This window comes from Alistipes sp. CAG:29, assembly GCF_000435435.1.
Classification (GTDB): domain Bacteria; phylum Bacteroidota; class Bacteroidia; order Bacteroidales; family Rikenellaceae; genus Alistipes; species Alistipes onderdonkii.
On sequence record NZ_FR893507.1, the window covers coordinates 95,672 to 113,760 of the forward strand.

Annotated in this window: 14 protein-coding genes, 1 tRNA gene and 1 pseudogene; 11 read left to right on the forward strand and 5 right to left on the reverse strand. The window is 57.0% G+C overall.

Translation table 11 applies throughout. The features are described from left to right. Positions 1-160: 160 nt before the first annotated feature. Entirely contained in the window at positions 161-1,153 is a 993-nt protein-coding gene (locus QVP03_RS13260) for a class II fructose-bisphosphate aldolase (protein ID WP_022333870.1), read from the forward strand. A 273-nt stretch (positions 1,154-1,426) separates the two neighbouring features. On the opposite strand, the gene QVP03_RS13265 is transcribed toward QVP03_RS13260, so the two are convergent. Next, positions 1,427-2,965 (reverse strand): hypothetical protein, encoded by a 1,539-nt coding sequence (locus QVP03_RS13265; protein WP_022333871.1) that lies wholly within the window; start codon positions 2,963-2,965, stop codon positions 1,427-1,429. Between the two features lie 585 nt (positions 2,966-3,550). Here QVP03_RS13265 and QVP03_RS13270 point away from each other — a divergent pair. The 5 genes from QVP03_RS13270 (at position 3,551) to QVP03_RS13290 (ending at position 11,667) form a co-directional block, all read left to right on the forward strand. Next, the gene (locus tag QVP03_RS13270; RefSeq protein WP_230317632.1) at positions 3,551-6,538 is read left to right on the forward strand and encodes a SusC/RagA family TonB-linked outer membrane protein; all 2,988 of its coding nucleotides are present in this window, start codon (positions 3,551-3,553) and stop codon (positions 6,536-6,538) included. 27 nt (positions 6,539-6,565) lie between these two features. Then, the gene (locus tag QVP03_RS13275; RefSeq protein ID WP_022333873.1) at positions 6,566-8,101 is read left to right on the forward strand and encodes a RagB/SusD family nutrient uptake outer membrane protein; all 1,536 of its coding nucleotides are present in this window, start codon (positions 6,566-6,568) and stop codon (positions 8,099-8,101) included. A 68-nt stretch (positions 8,102-8,169) separates the two neighbouring features. Next, entirely contained in the window at positions 8,170-9,087 is a 918-nt protein-coding gene (rbsK, locus tag QVP03_RS13280) for a ribokinase (RefSeq protein WP_022333874.1), read from the forward strand. Between the two features lie 19 nt (positions 9,088-9,106). Further along, complete coding sequence (locus QVP03_RS13285) at positions 9,107-10,639, forward strand: ADP-ribosylglycohydrolase family protein (RefSeq protein WP_022333875.1); 1,533 nt, start codon at positions 9,107-9,109, stop codon at positions 10,637-10,639. A 26-nt stretch (positions 10,640-10,665) separates the two neighbouring features. Next, complete coding sequence (locus QVP03_RS13290) at positions 10,666-11,667, forward strand: GRP family sugar transporter (protein WP_022333876.1); 1,002 nt, start codon at positions 10,666-10,668, stop codon at positions 11,665-11,667. 129 nt (positions 11,668-11,796) lie between these two features. Here the strand turns inward: QVP03_RS13290 and QVP03_RS13295 are convergent, their stop codons facing one another. The 4 genes from QVP03_RS13295 to QVP03_RS13310 form a co-directional block, all read right to left on the reverse strand. Beyond that, positions 11,797-12,243: a hypothetical protein gene (locus QVP03_RS13295; RefSeq protein ID WP_022333877.1), complete on the reverse strand. Its 447-nt coding sequence runs from the start codon at positions 12,241-12,243 to the stop codon at positions 11,797-11,799. Between the two features lie 71 nt (positions 12,244-12,314). Further along, positions 12,315-13,274: an alpha/beta hydrolase gene (locus QVP03_RS13300; RefSeq protein WP_022333878.1), complete on the reverse strand. Its 960-nt coding sequence runs from the start codon at positions 13,272-13,274 to the stop codon at positions 12,315-12,317. A 9-nt stretch (positions 13,275-13,283) separates the two neighbouring features. Then, the gene (locus QVP03_RS13305) at positions 13,284-13,652 is read right to left on the reverse strand and encodes a cupin domain-containing protein (RefSeq protein ID WP_022333879.1); all 369 of its coding nucleotides are present in this window, start codon (positions 13,650-13,652) and stop codon (positions 13,284-13,286) included. Then, positions 13,649-14,599 carry an NAD-dependent epimerase/dehydratase family protein gene (locus tag QVP03_RS13310; RefSeq protein WP_256166182.1) on the reverse strand — a complete coding sequence of 317 codons (951 nt, stop codon included), beginning with the start codon at positions 14,597-14,599 and terminating at the stop codon, positions 13,649-13,651. The genes QVP03_RS13305 and QVP03_RS13310 overlap by 4 nt, the downstream gene beginning before the upstream one ends. 113 nt (positions 14,600-14,712) lie before the next feature. Here QVP03_RS13310 and QVP03_RS13315 point away from each other — a divergent pair. The 5 genes and pseudogenes from QVP03_RS13315 to QVP03_RS13335 form a co-directional block, all read left to right on the forward strand. Continuing rightward, positions 14,713-14,784, forward strand: a tRNA-Thr gene (locus tag QVP03_RS13315). Positions 14,785-14,940: 156 nt separating this feature from the next. After that, entirely contained in the window at positions 14,941-15,573 is a 633-nt protein-coding gene (locus QVP03_RS13320; protein ID WP_022333881.1) for an Arm DNA-binding domain-containing protein, read from the forward strand. Positions 15,574-15,598: 25 nt separating this feature from the next. Then, positions 15,599-16,375 (forward strand): lipopolysaccharide kinase InaA family protein, encoded by a 777-nt coding sequence (locus QVP03_RS13325; protein WP_022333882.1) that lies wholly within the window; start codon positions 15,599-15,601, stop codon positions 16,373-16,375. A 216-nt stretch (positions 16,376-16,591) separates the two neighbouring features. After that, positions 16,592-17,437 (forward strand): prephenate dehydratase, encoded by an 846-nt coding sequence (locus QVP03_RS13330; RefSeq protein ID WP_022333883.1) that lies wholly within the window; start codon positions 16,592-16,594, stop codon positions 17,435-17,437. Between the two features lie 36 nt (positions 17,438-17,473). Next, positions 17,474-18,089 (forward strand): annotated as a pseudogene (locus QVP03_RS13335) (3-deoxy-7-phosphoheptulonate synthase); the annotation flags it as partial.

Below are 18,089 nucleotides of genomic sequence, written 5' to 3' on the forward strand. Positions count from 1 at the left end.
ATACAAAAAACTATCCGGATTGCACAACAATTTCCCGCCGGCTGTTATTATTTTCACAAAAAGAGAATAAAATAGCCGGATCGGACGCAATTAATTAGAATTTTTATTAAATTTGTGCGGTTTTTCGAGACAAACAATTCACTGCATAAATTAAATTATTATGGTATCGTACAAAGAATTGGGACTTGTGAACACCCGTGAGATGTTCGCAAAAGCCATCAAGGGCGGTTATGCCATCCCGGCATTCAACTTCAACAACATGGAGCAGATGCAGGCCATCATCTCGGCTTGCGTGGAGGCTTCGTCGCCGGTCATCCTCCAGGTTTCGTCGGGCGCACGCAAATACGCCAACCAGACGCTGCTGCGCTACATGGCACAGGGCGCCGTCGAGTATGCCAAGGAGCTGGGCAAAAACATTCCCATCTGCCTGCACCTCGACCACGGCAACTCGTTCGAACTGTGTAAGAGCTGCATCGACATGGGCTTTTCGTCGGTGATGATCGACGGTTCGCACCTGCCCTACGACGAAAACGTAGCCCTCACCAAGCAGGTCGTAGACTACGCACACCAGTTCGACGTAACGGTCGAGGGTGAGCTGGGCGTGCTGGCCGGCGTCGAGGACGAGGTTTCGGCCGAGCACCACACCTATACCGACCCCGCCGACGTGATCGACTTCGTATCGAAGACCGGCGTAGACTCGCTGGCCATCTCGATCGGTACGTCGCACGGCGCCAACAAGTTCAAGCCCGAGCAGTGCACCCGCAACGCCGAGGGTATCCTCGTTCCGCCCGAACTGCGTTTCGACATCCTGGCCGAGATCGAGAAGAAGCTCCCCGGCTTCCCCATCGTGCTGCACGGAGCGTCGTCCGTACCGCAGGAGTACGTGAAGATCATCAACACGCACGGCGGTGCGCTCAAGGATGCCGTAGGTATTCCCGAAGAGCAGCTTCGCCGCGCCGCCAAGAGCGCAGTCTGCAAGATCAACATCGACTCGGACGGCCGTCTGGCCATGACCGCAGCCATCCGCAAGATCTTCGTAGACCAGCCCGCAGAGTTCGACCCCCGCAAATACCTGGGCCCGGCCCGCGACGAGCTGAAGAAGCTCTACATGCACAAATGCGAAAGCGTCCTGGGTTCGGCCGGACAGGCTTAATCCGGAGTTCCCGACAGAAAAATCCCGGGCCATCGCGGCTCGGGATTTTCTTTTATACCCGCAAGCCCGGTGCCCCCGGATCGGCACAGCCCGACAGACCAGCACAGCCGCCGTCCCGCAGATCGGCATAGCCCAGCACCTCGCAGTTCGGCACATCCGGCACCCCCGGATCGGCACTGCCGCCCCCGCAGACCGGCAAGGCCGGCACCCCGCAATATACCCCGCCGCCGCGCCAGGCTCCGCCCAGGGCCACCGGCCGGGCCGGAAGGCCGCCTACACGCTGAACCGTTCGGCCTGCTGCCGGGTATTACGCCCCAGCACATCCGACAAAGCCGCCCCGGTCAGGCACGCCTCGATCCATGCCGTAAAATCGAAGTATTTGAGTAACGGCCGCTCGTATTTATCGGCCGCAACTGCCTGCACCGCACCGTACAGCCGTTCCCACAGGCGGCCCCTCTCCCGCCGGCTCCCGGGCAGCGGAAAGAGGCGTACAAACCTGAAAACAAGTTTTTCGACCGAGCTGTTTCCGATAGCGGTACTGCGGCGTATGGATTTGATTTCGTTTTCGGCGAAATCGAACCGCCCGCATTCGGCCTGCAGGAGCAAATTCACCAGCCGCGCAATACGGAAAGCCGGGAAATTATAGAACACGAGCCCGGTCGCCTGGATCCGGGTCATGGCCTTGCGGGCTTCGCCACCCCGGTCGCACACCAGATGCAGCACGACCAGATTGAGTTGCAACAACAGTTGGACATCGAGTTTTTGCTGCGACAGTTTGCGGAACAGGGTCTCCTCATGTTGCTTATAAAGTTCCTGCGCATCGGCGAAAGCCCCGCAATTGATGAGCCGGAACGAATCGTACAGATAGATAAAGGCCAGCACTTTGCGGACAAACTCCTGGGGGTAGTCGCTTTCCGTAAGCCGGTGCAGCTTGGCGATAAAAAAGGGCATCTCATCGTAAAGCCCCGCCGAAAGCAGGCTGTCCAATACCCCCAGCACGGCATCGAGGTAGTGCAACGGAGGGTTGAGCATCCGGCCCGGATTGTGGTCGAACAATTCGAGCAGTTGCTGATAGATGCGGATGGCAGCCTTGTAATTGCCCGACTGCAGGAAATAGGTCGACTGGAACAGCTGGTGGAGTTTATCCACCTCGAACCCGTTGTACGTGTTATTGGCGATCAGGTGCAGCTCGCTCAGCACCAGATCGTTCAGGCTCTGGCACTCCTGTTCGGAACGCACCTTGCTGCGGTAAAGCGCCCGGTACTTGAGGATATCGTAAAGCTGCATGTGCTGGTTGGCGCTGCGCAGATGCTTGAACGTCTCGTTCACTTTCATCTGTTTTTCGACCAGCTGCTTTTCGCTCATCCCCTGATAATCCCCGGCACTCAGGTAACGCAATTCCGTCTGCCGGATCAGCATGAGCAAAGCCGTCATCTCATACTGCCCGGCCAGTTTTTTCGCCCGGCTCAGCTCTTCGGTCGCGGCCTGCAGCAAGCCGCAGCGGAAAAGGATCTCCGCCTCGGCCATGCGGTTGGAAATGCGGGCCTGGATGTCATACCGGCTCCGTAAATGCAGCAGGCAGTCGACAACTACCTTATACAGGTGCTTGACGGCAATGTCGAAGCTGCTCTCCCCGGCATCGACGCCAAAACGCCGGGTAACCTCCTCGACCGAAGAGCACTCCTCCATCAGGGCGAACAAAGTCAGATAGACCTTATCGCCCTCCTGCAGGTTGCTGTAAAGTTTGAAATAGCGTTTTTCCGCCTTCGTCATCGAATGGATAAGTACAAGCAGCGAAATAGCTTTGTTCATGGCCTTGCGGGTTAGTTACACAAAGATAGGAATTATTTGCCGGAGATGAAATCCCGGAAATTCCTGATGGAAGATCCGGGTTATAAAGGAATATTCCCGGACAATTTCGCACACATCCGGATAATCCCAAATTAGGTCATTTCACAGCCAAATACACGCAAAACCGGTATTGTCGCTCTATCGGGCAACTTCCCGAGGTATTTTTTACAGCCACAGGCCCTTATAAACATTAAGTTCGGATAAAATCATTTGAAAACAACCGGATAAAACATATAATAACACCCATAGTAATATAGCCACATCTATAATATTCAATATTTTAAATCCAACAATGCAATACATATTATTTTTAATAAATCACTTTGGGTTTATCCTAATTAAAGTAAAAATACACCTCATTATTAGAACTTTTAAACTTATATTTGTATAACAAACGGCCGGACAAATACGCCAAACGATCCGCAAACAAGGCGACGAACCTATATATTCAATAATTTAATTAACCCAAAATACGCATAACCATGTAACCCAATGCCGGGGCAAAGCCCTCCCACCACCAGTTTAACCAACCAAACCTGTAAAACTATGACCCTAATTCTACGAAAAAACATGCTGCGCACCTGTTGTCTGGCCGCGCTGCTCGGTACGCTGCCGGCCGTCATGCATGCAGCCGGTACCCCAGATTACGACACCTTGCAACAAAACGACACCCGCCGGATCTCCGGCCGGGTAACCGACGACACAGGCAAGCCCCTGATGGGCGTAACGGTCGTTGAGAAAGGTACGACCAACGGCGTCAGCACCACTGCCGACGGCAGCTATACGCTGCGTCTGCAAAATGCGGAAAATGCCGTCCTCGAATTCTCATTCATCGGCTACCGGAACACGGAACTTCCGGCAGGAACGAAAACAACGCTCGATGTGCAACTCACCGAGTCAGTCACGACGATGGACAACGTAGTGGTGATCGGGTACGGTACCACCACGAAAAAAGAGCTGACCGGCTCGGTCTCCTCCCTCAAGAGCGATGATTTCAAACAAGGGAACATCACCAATCCGCTGCAACTGCTCCAGGGACAGGTTGCAGGCCTGAATATCGTACGCGCCGACGGCGGAGACCCCAACGGCGACTTCGAAATCCAGTTGCGGGGCATGACCACAATGGCCGGCGGCGCTTCACCGCTGGTCGTCATCGACGGCGTCGTGGGCGGCGACCTGTCGAACGTCAGTCCCGACGACATCGCCTCGATCGACGTGCTGAAAGACGGTTCGGCCGCTGCGATCTACGGCACACGAGGTACGAACGGTGTGATTCTGGTGACGACGAAAAAAGCCCATGCGGGGGAGAACCGTATCGAATTCTCGGCTTATGTCGCCATGCAAAGCGTGGACAAAAAACCCGACGTGATGTCGGCGAGCGAATACCGCAACACGATCCGGCAATATTTCCCCGACAAAGCGTCGTCGTACGATTTCGGCGGATCGACAGACTGGTTCGACGCCGTCACGCGCAAACACCCTGTAAGCCAAAATTATAACGTATCCTCATCGGGCGGCTCCGCAAAACTCAACTACCGCGCCAGCGTCTCCTACACCAACGACATCGGGCTGGTAAAAAAAACCGGGAACGAGAAACTCCGCGGACGTCTGAACGTGAGCCAGTCGCTCATCCGGGATCGGCTGAAAGTGGATTATAATTTTGCGTACACCACCGGAAAAGGCTCCTATGCCGACAAGTTCATCATGCGGCAGGCCGTATTGCGCAACCCGACCGAACCCATTTACGAAACCAGCGGCAACAACCCCCAGTACGGCAAATACTTCTTCTCGCCGGGAATCGACTACCACAACCCCGTGGCGATGCTCGAACAACGTGACGACGAAGGCATCCGCAAAGAGTTCTCGGGCAGCGTCAATGCTTCGCTGCGCATCATAGACGGCCTGAAAATCAGTGCCATGGGCGCCATCATCGAGCGGTCGGAACGCTATGGGCACTATTACGGCCGCTATTACCCGGTAAATATCGGCAACAACGGGACGGCGGAAACTTACAACGACCACTACAAGAACAAGATGCTCGAAGCGACGATCGATTATTCGGGCACGTTCGGCGACCACAAACTGCAAGCCATCGCCGGTTACTCGTTCAGCGAGGAAAGTTCGGAAAGCTACGACCAGATGAACTACAAGTTCGATACTGACATCTTCGGGTTCCACAACATCGGCAGCGGCGGGGCGCTCAAGGAAGGGCTCGCCTCGATGGGCAGCAGCAAGGAAGACAACCGGCTCATCGCCTTCTTCGGCCGCGTGATGTATAATTACAAGGAAAAATACCTCTTCTCGGCATCGGTGCGCTATGAAGGTTCATCGCGTTTCGGCGACAACCACAAATGGGGAACCTTCCCGGCCGTGAGCCTCGGCTGGCGCATATCGCGCGAACCGTGGCTGAAGGACGCCAAATGGCTCAACGAGCTCAAGCTGCGCGCCGGCTTCGGCATCACGGGCAACCAGGAAATCGGCAACTACCGTTCGTTGTCGATCCTGCGCAAGGGTTCGTCAAATTTCTATTACAACAAAAAGTGGATCAGCACCTATGAACCCGGCAGCAATCCCAACCCCGACCTGCGCTGGGAGAAGAAAAAAGAGTTCAACGTCGGGCTCGACATGAGCGTGCTCGACAACCGGCTCAACGTCACGGTCGACTACTACAACCGCCGCACCAAGGATCTGCTCTACACCTATACCGTACCCGTACCGCCCAACCTCTACCCTTCGAAATTCGCCAACGTCGGCACGATCGACAACAAAGGTATCGAAGTGACGGTCAACGCCACGCCGATTTCACGCAAGAATTTCAGCTGGAACCTCGCGGCGACGATAAGCCACAACAAGAATAACCTGGTCAAATTCTCCAACGAGGATTACGAAATGGTGCAAATCCAGACCGGCTACTTCCCCGATGACCTGAAAATGTATACCATGCGCATCGTCGAAGGCGGTTCGCTGGGCAACTTCTGGGGCCCGAAATTTTTGGGATTCAACGATAACGGCGGCGCCATCTACGAAGACTTAGACGGTGTAGAGGGCATTACCGAAGCGGACTACCAGGTTATCGGCAACGCATATCCCGACGTACTGCTGTCGCTGCAGAATACCTTCAGCTACAAACAGTGGAGCCTGAGCTTCCTGCTGCGCAGTTCCATCGGCAACGACGTCCTGAACCAGAGCCGTGTCTATTACGAAGGGTTCGGTTACTTCGGCACCCGCAATATTCTGCGCTCGACACTCGACCATGCCAACTACAAGGACGGCGCATACTATTCGTCGCGGTTCGTGGAGGACGGCTCCTACCTCAAGCTCGACAACATAACGCTGAGCTACGACTTCAAACTCAAATCGAAGGTCATCTCCAAGCTGCGCTGCTATGTCACGGCACAAAACCTCTTTACCATCACCGGCTACAAGGGAATCGACCCCGAAGTCAGCATTTCGGGGCTGCAACCCGGCATCGACTGGTATGACTTCTATCCCCGCACGCGTACATTCGTTCTCGGAGCCGCCATCGCATTCTAAATCATCCGACCAACAAACGAACCTATTATGAAAAAGATAGTATCAATCCTGTCCACGATATTCCTGCTAAGTGCAACACTGAGTTCCTGCACCGACCTGGAAGAGAATCCCTACTCCTCGATCCCGTCCGACGAATTCTTCAACAACGAAGAAGAATTCCTGATGAGCGCCGGGCGTATTTACGCTTATCTGGTACGCTATACCTGCTACCGCTGTATCTGGGGCACGATTTCCGTATCGACGGACGAGGCGGTCAGTCCCCTGCGCGAAGGAAACCAGTGGGTCGACGACGGCGTATGGCGCGACATGCACGCACACACGTGGAATTCGCAGATGCAGGATCTGCAAACGATCTGGGAGTTCCTTTTCGGCGGCATTTCGCTCTGCAACCAGATACTCTATGAGTTCGACCAGTCGTCGGTCGATTTCGAGGCCAAACCCAGCCTGGTAGCCGAGGTGCTGGTCATGCGCGCATGGTTCTATCTGAATGCCATGGATCTGTTCGGCAATGTTCCCTTCACCACCGACTTCTCGGACACGAGCCTGCCCAGGCAGGTGGATCGCAAGTTCCTCTTCTCGTTCATCGAACAGCAGATCAAGGATAACGTCGGCCTGTTGCAGGACGTGCCTACCGCCTCGAACTACGGCCGCGTAACCAAGGCGATGGCTTACACCACGCTCGCCAAACTGTACATCAATGCGCAGGAGTGGATCGGCGAGGCCAAATGGGACGAAACCATCGCTGCCTGCGACCAGGTGATCGGCTTCGGGCAACTGGAGATAGAACCCGACTACTTTTCGAACTTCAAGGTGGACAACACCTCGTCGAAGGAGAATATATTCGTCATCCTCTATGACAAAGTTTATACGTCGCAAAACTGGTGGCACGTCTTCCGGTTCCACCAGCTGACGCTCAACAGCCTCTCGCAACAGACCTACGGCATCCTCGACTTTTGCTGGAACGGCTTCGCCGCAACCGAGTCTTTCTATAACAAGTACGATCCGAAAGACATCCGGCGCAGGCAATGGCTCGCGGGCCCCCAGTACGACATGTCGGGCAATCCGCTCCTGATGCAAAACGGGCAGCAGCTCGACTACACGCCGCATATCACCTCGCTGTTCGACTTCTCGAACCCGGCAAAATCGAACGAAGGCGTCCGCTCGGCCAAATACGAATATGCGAACGGGCTGCAGGGCGAATGCATGGACAACGACTATGTGGTCTACCGTTATGCCGACGTGCTGATGATGAAGGGCGAGGCGCTCGTGCGCCAGGGACATGCCGACCTGGCAGTCCCCCTCTTCAACGAGGTGCGCCATCGTACGGGGCTCGACGATTACAAGGCTTCGGATCTGACACTCGACGAGATTTACGACGAACGGGGCCGGGAATTTGCATGGGAAGGATTACGTCGCCAGGATATGATCCGGTTCGGCAAGTGGGGCGAAGCACGCGACCTGAAACCGGCCGTCAGCCCGGCATACACGAAACTTTACCCTATTCCGGCCAACATCCGCAAGACCAACACGAACCTCAAACAAAACGACGGATATACCGATTAAACACCACCCCGCCCTGCCGGGTGCAACAAACCGGCAGGGCGGGACAAACAGCTACACAGTAAAAACACATGTCAGAATCAAAAATTCTCGTAATCGGCAGCTCGAACACCGATATGGTCATCTGCACCGGGCATTTACCCCTTCCCGGCGAAACGGTCATCGGGGGCACCTTTTTCATGAACCCGGGCGGCAAAGGCGCCAACCAGGCCGTCACCGTGGCGCGTCTGGGCGGAAGGGTCTCCTTCATCTGCAAAACAGGCAGCGACATCTTCGGGCACCAGGCCAACCAGCTGTTCAACGAAGAGGGGATCGACACCTCGTATGTATTTTCCGACACGAAAAACCCGTCGGGCGTGGCCCTGATTACCGTGGATACCGACGCTGAGAACTGCATCGTCGTCGCTCCCGGCGCCAACGCGCATCTCACCCCCAACGACCTGAAACGGTCGGCCGAGGCAGTCGAAGCGGCCGATATCATCCTGTTGCAACTCGAAATCCCGATGCAAACCGTCGAGGCCGCCGCCATGATGGCGTACCGGCTGGGCAAGAAGGTCGTCCTGAACCCGGCCCCGGCCTCGAAGCTCTCCGCCGGACTGCTCGAAACGCTGTACGCGATCACCCCGAATGAAACCGAAGCCGAAGCCATCTCCGGAATCCGCATCACCGATGAGCGCACGGCCGAAGAAGCTGCCCGTAAAATCGCGTCGATGGGTGTGTGCAACGTCATCATCACGCTCGGTGCCAAAGGTGCCCTGGTCTTCGACGGTGCACACTGCGAAATCGTCCCGGCATACAAGACACAGGCCGTCGACACGACCGCCGCGGGCGATGTGTTCAACGGGGCGCTGGTCGTGGCCCTTTCCGAGGGACGGACACTTCCCGAGGCCGTGCGTTTCGCCTGTAAAGCCTCGGCCATATCGGTCACACGCGTAGGCGCGCAAAATTCCGTACCTTACCGTACCGAAGTCGACGTATTCAACCTATAACGCTAAAACAGACCCAAGCATGAAAAAAACCTTATTTCTACTCTGCGCCGTGATCCTGGGCGCCTCGTGCAATTCCGCACCGGCGACACAGCCACTTCCGGCACAAGTCACCATCTCCAAAGAACGGCTGCTCGACAAAATCAAGGGCGGCTGGGCCGGCCAGACTATCGGATGCACCTACGGCGGCCCGACCGAGTTCAAATTCAACGGCACGATGATCCAGGAATACACCCCCATCCCGTGGCCGGAACATTACATCAAATGGTGGTACGAGAATACGCCGGGGCTTTACGACGACGTATATATGGACTTAACGTTCGTCGAGGTCTTCGACCGCCTGGGCATCGACGCCCCGGTGGATTCGCTCGCCGCAGCCTTCGCCAATGCCGGCTACGTCTTGTGGCACGCCAACCAGGCCGCACGCTACAACATCCTCAACGGCATCCGCCCGCCCGAGTCGGGGCACTGGCTCAACAACCCCCATGCCGACGACCTCGACTTCCAGATCGAAGCCGATTTCGCGGGGCTCATGTCCCCGGGCATGCCCAACGCGGCCTCGGAGTTCTGCGACCGCGCGGGACACATCATGAACTACGGCGACGGCTGGTACGGCGGAGTTTACGTGGCAGCGATGTATTCGCTTTCGTTCGTCTCGGACGACATCGGGTTCATCGTCGAGGAAGCCTTGAAAACCATCCCCGAACAGAGCCGCTATCACCGGTGCATGAAAGACGTCATCGCCTGGCACAAGCAGTATCCCGGCGACTGGAAACGCACGTGGTTCGAATGCGAAAAGAAATGGAGTTCGGATATCGGCTGCCCCGACGGGGTATTCGTGCCGTTCAACATCGACGCCGTGACCAACAGCGCCTACATCCTCATCGGCCTGCTTTACGGCGAGGGCGATTTCTCGAAGACGCTCGACATCGCCACCCGTTGCGGACAGGACTCGGATTGCAACCCGGCATCGGCCGGCGGTATCCTGGGCGCAATGCTCGGGTACAGCAAAATCCCCGAAAAATGGATGCGCAACCTGCGCGAAGTGGAAGATATGGAGTTCGCCTATACCGACATCTCGCTCAACCGCACCTACAAGATGAGCTTCGACCAGGCATTGGAAGTAATCCGCCGCAACGGCGGTTCCGCAGGTGAAACCGACGTGACCATCGCATGCCAGCAACCCGTACCCGTCCGTTTCGAACAGTCGTTCGAAGGGCATTATCCGACCGAACGCCGTGCAATCCACCAATCGCTCCCCGAAGCCGGCGTAATCGAATTCGACGGCATCGGAGCGGTATTGACGGGCGCCCTGCGCTGCCCCGACGAGTCGTACGTGGCCGAAGTAACCTTCTCGATCGACAGGCAACCGGTCGAACGCGTCAAGCTCCCGGCGCTTTACCGCACCCGCCGCCATGAACTGTTCTGGCGTTACCGGCTCCCGTCCGGCCCCCACCGCATCACGGCCGAATGGCATAACCCGCGCAAGGATGCATCGCTGCAAATCCGCGACCTGTTGGTATACGGCAGCACTCCGCAAGCTGCCGGGAATTAATCCGAACCCCGTAAATTCGACGCATTATGTTTATCGTTCAAAGTTATCCCCTGGCAATCGCTTTTTGCTTCATCACCATGCTGTGCTGGGGCTCCTGGGGCAACACCCAGAAACTGGCGGCCCGCACGTGGCGCTATGAACTCTTCTACTGGGACTATGTCATCGGCCTGCTGCTCTTCTCCGTGCTGTCGGCCTTCACGCTGGGCAGTTTCGGGACGGAGGGGCGCAGTTTCCTCGCAGACCTTGCACAGGCAGACGCAGGCAACCTCTTCTCTGCATTCATGGGCGGCGTGATATTCAACGCATCGAACATCCTGCTTTCGGCAGCCATCGCCCTCTGCGGCATGTCGGTAGCTTTTCCCGTGGGTGTAGGGCTCGCACTGGTACTGGGCGTAGTGATAAATTATTTCAGCGCGGCCAAAGGCGACCCGACCTTCATTTTCCTCGGGGTACTGCTCATCGCCGCAGCGATCGTCATGAACGGATTCGCCTACAAGAAAGCCCAGACCGAAAAACGCAAACTCACGACCAAAGGCATTCTCATCTCGGTTGCGGCCGGCATCATCATGGCATTCTTCTACCGGTTCGTGGCCGCTTCCATGGATCTGAACGATTTTGCCGCCCCCGCAGCCGGCAAAATGACACCCTATACGGCCGTATTCATCTTCGCCGTCGGAGTTTTCATCAGCAATTTCCTGTTCAACACCGTCGCGATGAAACGTCCGGTGGACGGTGAACCCGTGCGGATCGCCGACTATTTCAAAGGCGGTCTCAAAACCCACATGGTCGGCGTGCTGGGCGGTATGATCTGGTGCCTGGGAGAATCGTTCAGCATGATCGCCTCGGGCAAAGCCGGGGCGGCAATCTCCTACGGCCTGGGACAGGGGGCGACACTCGTTTCGGCACTTTGGGGAATACTGATCTGGAAAGAATTCAAGGGAGCACCCAAAATCTCCCACAGGCTCAACCTGGGAATGTTCCTGCTGTTCCTCACCGGGCTCGGGATGCTGATCTATGCGGGCGCATAGGCGACTGAATACCCTATTAAAAAATCCCGAAGCATTGGCTTCGGGATTTTTTATTCTGGGCAGCAACCATCCCCGCACCCAACGCCCGGGCACCGGATGCGGCCTGGAGTAGCCAGGCGCCGCAATGAGCTACCCGACAATGATCCGGAAGCGGCATTCTCTGCCGCCCGACAACACGGTCTCGAGCTCTTCCACCCGGATGTCCTTGCCGGGCAACAGCTCCTCCATGACATAGAGGATGCTCTGGCGGGAGCATTCGCAATGGGCCGGAGAGTCCACGAACCCGGCGTCGACCTGCGGGCAGAGGCACCGGGGATACCCGACCTCGTAAACCCGCCCCGGCTCGATGATGTCCGCAAAAAAATACTCCGAGCGGCCGTATTTCGTATACTGCCGGTCGAGATCGCGGCCGCATTCTTCGAATTGCCTGCGGAGCTCCCTCAGGACGTCGTCCTTCACACAATCGACGGCACACGGCCGGTAAAGCGCCCCGCGCACATCGGCCGGGAGTTTAGCGACGCCTTCCTCCAAAATCCGGTAGAAGGACTTGACCCGCTGTTGATTATCGTTTTCCATAGTTTATTTCTATTATCCGAAGGGCATACTCCGAACCGGCAGAAGCGCCCGGAAACCGCCCCGGGCCCTTTTCAAGCGGGCCCGATATATTTCCCGACGAACTCCCCGACGCGGCGCGTGTATTCCTCCCGGTTGTCGCGGTACGAAGCGGCATGTCCGGCACCCGGCACGAGCCACAGCTCCTTGTCGCCCGGCTTCGCCTCGAAAAGCGGACGAACCATCCAGGTAGGGACGTAGTCGTCGGCATCGCCGTGGATGAAGAGCATCGGCAGGCGGCATTTCGCGACCTGCGCCAGCGCAGAAGCCTCGCGGAAATTCCACCCATATTTCAGGTCGCACAGCCAGCTGGCCGTATACAGCAGCGGGAATGCCGGCAGCCCGAACGACGACTTCAGTTCCTTGGAGAACTCGTCCCAGACGCTTGTATAGCCGCAATCCTCGACAAAACACCGAACGTAAGGTCGTTGGGGTTCGCCCGAGGCCATCATCGTCGTGGCAGCTCCCATCGAGATGCCATGCACGACCATCCGCGTGTCGCCGCCGAAAATCCCGTCGGCAACCTCCATCCAGCGCAGCAGATCGAAGCGGTCGAGCCACCCCATGCGGATCGCCCGCCCTTCGCTCTGTCCGTGGTAATACAGATCCGGCAGCAGGATGTTATACCCCAGGTCATGGTTATAGAGGTAACCGATCATCAGCATCCGCACGGCGCAGTCCGTATAACCGTGGACGATGACCGCCGTCCGGTCGGTCGGCACGGGAGCCGCCGCGTAGAGGGCGTGCAGCCGGACACCCTGCGGATCGGCGATCACGGTGTCGCGCAACGCCCCGGCCGTCTGCAAACTGTCCACCCACGGGCGCAGGAATGGGTATTCGGCATACATGTATTCATAGGCCGTGGCATTCTTTTCCCGCATCCTGGCGTCGGGACGCAGCGAGAACGCGAGCATATAGAAACTCCCGCCGATAACCGCAGCTACCAGCAACAGGATAAAACCGGTAATGATTCGCGCAATTCGTCTCGTCGTCATAACTTCTGGTTATAGGTCTGCACGCTCGGAAAGCGACATGCCCTGTGTTCCGGCATAAAACATCACCAGCTCCAGCTCCCCGTCGCCCCGGTTCTCGCCGTAATGGCGCGTACCGACCAGCTCCACGATGCCCTCTCCGGCCCGGAACATCCGTTGGGCACCGGTTTCGGCAATGACGGTCAGCTCGCCCCGCAGGATCACCCCCGCATTGACCAGGGCGTGCGTATGCATCGCCAGCGTAGTATGCGGCGGCACCGTTGCCCGGAGTATCGTCACCCGCGGCGCACCCCGCGGATAGGAGGGCAGCGGCGCCCCGTCCCAACTGGCCGCGGTTTCGACGACACGGGATATGGCAACGCCATCATCCCCCGGATTCACTTCGAGGCGACTTTGGCACGGATATGCTCCAGCATATCGTCCGTCATGCGCGAGAGATCCCATTCGGGTTTCCACCCCCACTCCTCGCGGGCGCAGGTATCGTCGAGCGAGTTGGGCCAGCTCTCGGCGATCTCCTTCTTCACGGGGTCGACGTCGTAGTCCATCTTAAAATCGGGCAGCCGTTTCCGGATCTCGGCACAGATGATCTCCGGGGTGAAACTCATCGACGCGATATTGAAGCTGTTGCGGTGCACGAGCTTCGCGGGGTCGGCCTCCATCAGTTCGACGCAGGCCCGCAGCGCATCAGGCATGTAGATCATGTCCATATAGACGTCCGACGGTACGGGGCAGGTGAACCGGCCCGACCGGATCGCCTCATAGTAGATCTCGACGGCGTAGTCCGTCGTACCGCCGCCCGGCAGCGTGACGTTCGAGATAATGCCCGGAAAACGCACCGAACGGGTATCCACACCGTACTTATGGTGGTAGTAATTCCCCAGCATCTCGCCCGTGACCTTACAGATGCCGTAGATGGTCGTGGGCTGCATGATCGTGTCCTGCGGGGTCTTGTCCTTGGGGGACGAGGGCCCGAAGGCGCCGATCGAACTGGGCGTGAAGAGGGCGCAATGGTGTTGGCGCGCCACCTCGAGCGAATTGTTGAGCGCCCCCATATTGACATTCCAGGCCATCTGCGGATTACGTTCGCCCACAGCCGAGAGCAAAGCGACCAGGTTGAAGATCGTATCGATGTGGTAACGCGCCACGACCGACGCCATCGCCGTCGCATCGAGCGCATTGAGCACTTCGAAAGGGCCGGCCTCGCCGAGGGCCTTGCATTCGCGCATGTCGGTAGCCACGACATTGTGGTCGCCGTAAATTTTGCGCAGATAGACTGTCAGCTCGGAACCAATCTGGCCTCCGGCACCTACTATTAGTATACGTTTCATGTGCATGGGTTATAATTCAAAAGTAAAGATAGAAAATAATTATGAATTATTCACAATTTTTTGGTCTTTTCATTTTTCTTATGTACTTTTGCACCACTCGAACGGGAAATGTTGCTGTTGTAGCTCAGTGGTAGAGCACTTCCTTGGTAAGGAAGAGGTCACGAGTTCAATCCTCGTCAACAGCTCTCGAAATCAAGCGGTTGCCAAAACAAGGCAGCCGCTTTTTTCGTGCATATATGGCAAAAAAGGCATGATTCGGAGCGGTTTTTCACCCGCATTTTTACCCGAATCCGACGGGTAAACGGCGAAATAGAAACGCGCGCTGCAAATAACGTAAAGCTATGAATATCACCGTTAACGTTGTTTGTCGCAAGGATAAGGCAAACAAAAACGGAACTACTCCCATCCATCTGCGATTTACCCGAGGCTCGAAAATTCGCTGTGTCAGCACCGGAACAGCAATCGTTCCTACGGCTTGGGATGCCCAAAACCGCCGTATCATCATTCAGAACGAGGAGCCGCAGGAAATCCAATACCGCATCGACAGCCTGCTTGCAGAATACCACAAACGCCTGAAACGACTTGAGATTTTGGAAGCAGACATCACGCTCGATAATCTTCTCGAAAGAAACGGGCGGAAAAACGACGGTACGACAGCCGAATATTTTGCACAAGCGATAACCCGGCAACAAGAACAGGGCAAGATAAACACAGCCACCAAATACCGTTTCACACTGGTATCATTGCAGAAAGTCCTGCCCCTACTCAAATTCGACGAACTGACACTTTCGCACCTGCATAATCCGGAGCAAAAGCTCCACGAAACGGACTGTTCCGCTAACAGCACAGCGGCAAAGATTAGCGTATTGAAAGTCGTTTACAAACGACAAAACCGACAATCGGCAGGCCCTTTTCCATCTATTTCACCAATATTATTCCCAAACAGAACTATGCGGAAACCGTGTTTGCCGTAACTTTGTGTTGTAAACGGACTCACATATGAAAATAACGATCAACCCCGCAATACGGCATGTGCAGCCATTCATCGAGCGGCTCCCGGAGGTTTTTCCCGTCTCGGGCGAAGTGCTCCACGAAGGGCGCAACCAGATACGGGCTTTCGACATCGGGGGCGAAAGCCTGGTCGTCAAACGCTACAAACGCCCCCATCTGTTCAACAGGGTCATGTATTCGTTCTTCCGCAAGAACAAGGCCCGCCGCGCCTACGAGCACGCCCTGCGCCTGCGCGGGATGGGTTTCGACACCCCGGAACCGGTGGCATGGAGCGAATACCGCAAGGACGGCCTGATCGCCGACACCTATTTCGTCTCCCGCCGGTCGGAGCTCACCCCGCTCCCGCAGACCATGCGACGCTTCCCGGCGCCGGACACGCTGCCCGTGCTCGAAGCCTTCGCCCGCTTCACCGTCCGCCTCCATGAGCAAGGAATCTGCCACGAGGATTTCAACCAGACCAACATCCTCTGGGAATACGACGGCACGGCAGGCAACTACCGCTTCCAGCTGATCGACATCAACCGCATGAGATTCCACGCACGGCCGCTGCGCCCCGACGAATGCATGATCAACCTGCGGCGGCTGAGCTGCCCGGCCGTCCCGTTCCTGTACATATTGGATCGCTATGCCGACATACGCGGGTGGGACATCAACGACACGCTGCTGCGGGGGACTTTCTTCCGCCTGCTCTTCGGCCGCCGGCAGCAGTTCAAAAAGCGGTTCCGGGAACGGAAATCGGCCGCCGCAGGCAAAAAACAGGGCTGAGAATTTGGATTCCGCAAATATTTTACTACATTTGCCGCTGTTAATCCCCACAAGAGATGAGACTTTACGGTTTTGCATATTACTTTTTTTACTTTTTCTTTTATAGCAGGAGGAAGAGCGGGGTTGTATGCAATTAGCTGTATGATACGATAGAGTGAAAACACGAAGGATCCCGTTCTGCAAAGAGCGGGATTTTTTAATGCCTAAAATTCGATTATGAAACGCATCACCATACAGGGACAACCCGGATGTTTCCACGAGACCGCAGCCCGGTGCAGTTTCCCCGGCGAGCAGGTCGAAATCCTGCCCTGCGACAGCTTCGACCAGCAATTCGCCCGCATGGCCGCCGACCCGACGCTGCTGGGCATCGCGGCCATCGAGAACACCATCGCCGGCAGCCTGCTTCCCAACCACGAGCTGCTGCGGCGCAGTTCGCTGGCCGTCATCGGAGAATACAAACTCCGCATCTCGCACGTACTGGCGGCACTGCCGGGGGAGGCGCCCTGCGACATCGGCGAGGTACACTCGCACCCGATCGCCCTGATGCAGTGCGGCGACTACCTGAAAGCCCATCCGGCGATGAAAGTCGTCGAACGCGACGACACGGCGGGCAGCGCCCGCGAAATCGCCGAGCAACGGCTCCGCGGCACGGCCGCCATCTGCGGCGCCGGGGCGGCGGAGCTCTACGGGCTCGAAATCCTGGAACGGGGCATCGAGACTAACAAACACAACTTCACGCGTTTCCTCCTGCTGGCCGACCGCAGCCGCACCGCAGGGTTCACCGACCCGGCGCGCACGAACAAGGCATCGCTGGTCTTCTCGCTGCCCCACACCCAGGGAAGTCTCTCCAAGGTGCTCACCCTGCTCTCTTTTTACGAAATCAACCTCTCGAAAATACAGTCGCTGCCGATCATCGGCCGCGAGTGGGAATACCGCTTCTACGTGGATGTCACCTTCGACGACCCGGTGCGTTACCGGCAGGCCATCGAAGCGGCGAGGCCGTTGACAAGCGACTTCCGCATCCTGGGCGAATACGCCGAATGTCCCAACCCGGCAATCTGACAAGGAACAAACGATAAAAACGAAAAACATAAAACCATGAACGACTTACAACCCATCAATCTCCCGGGGCTCGACCCCCGCCGGCCGCTGGTCATCGCGGGGCCGTGCAGCGCCGAAACCGAAGAACAGGTAATCGAAACAGCCCGCGAACTGGCCGCGGAAGGCTTCAAGCTATTCCGCGCCGGACTGTGGAAACCGCGCACCAAACCGGGCGGGTTCGAGGGCGTAGGCGTCGACGGCATAGCCTGGCTGCAACGCGTAAAACGCGAAACGGGGATGTACACAGCCACGGAGGTCGCTACGCGCAAGCACGTCCTGGCGGCGTTAGAAGGCGGCATCGACATGATCTGGATCGGGGCCCGCACGACAGCTAACCCGTTCGCCATGCAGGAGATCGCCGACGCGCTGCGCGGGCACGATATCCCGGTGCTGGTGAAAAACCCCGTGAGTCCCGACCTCGAATTGTGGATCGGCGGCGTGGAACGCATCTACAACGCCGGCATCCGCCGCCTGGGTGTCATCCACCGCGGGTTCACGTCGATCGACAAAAGCCTCTACCGCAACCACCCGATGTGGTCGATCCCCATCGAGCTGCACCGCCGCCTCCCGGGGCTGCAGATATTCTGCGACCCGAGCCATATCGGCGGGGGGC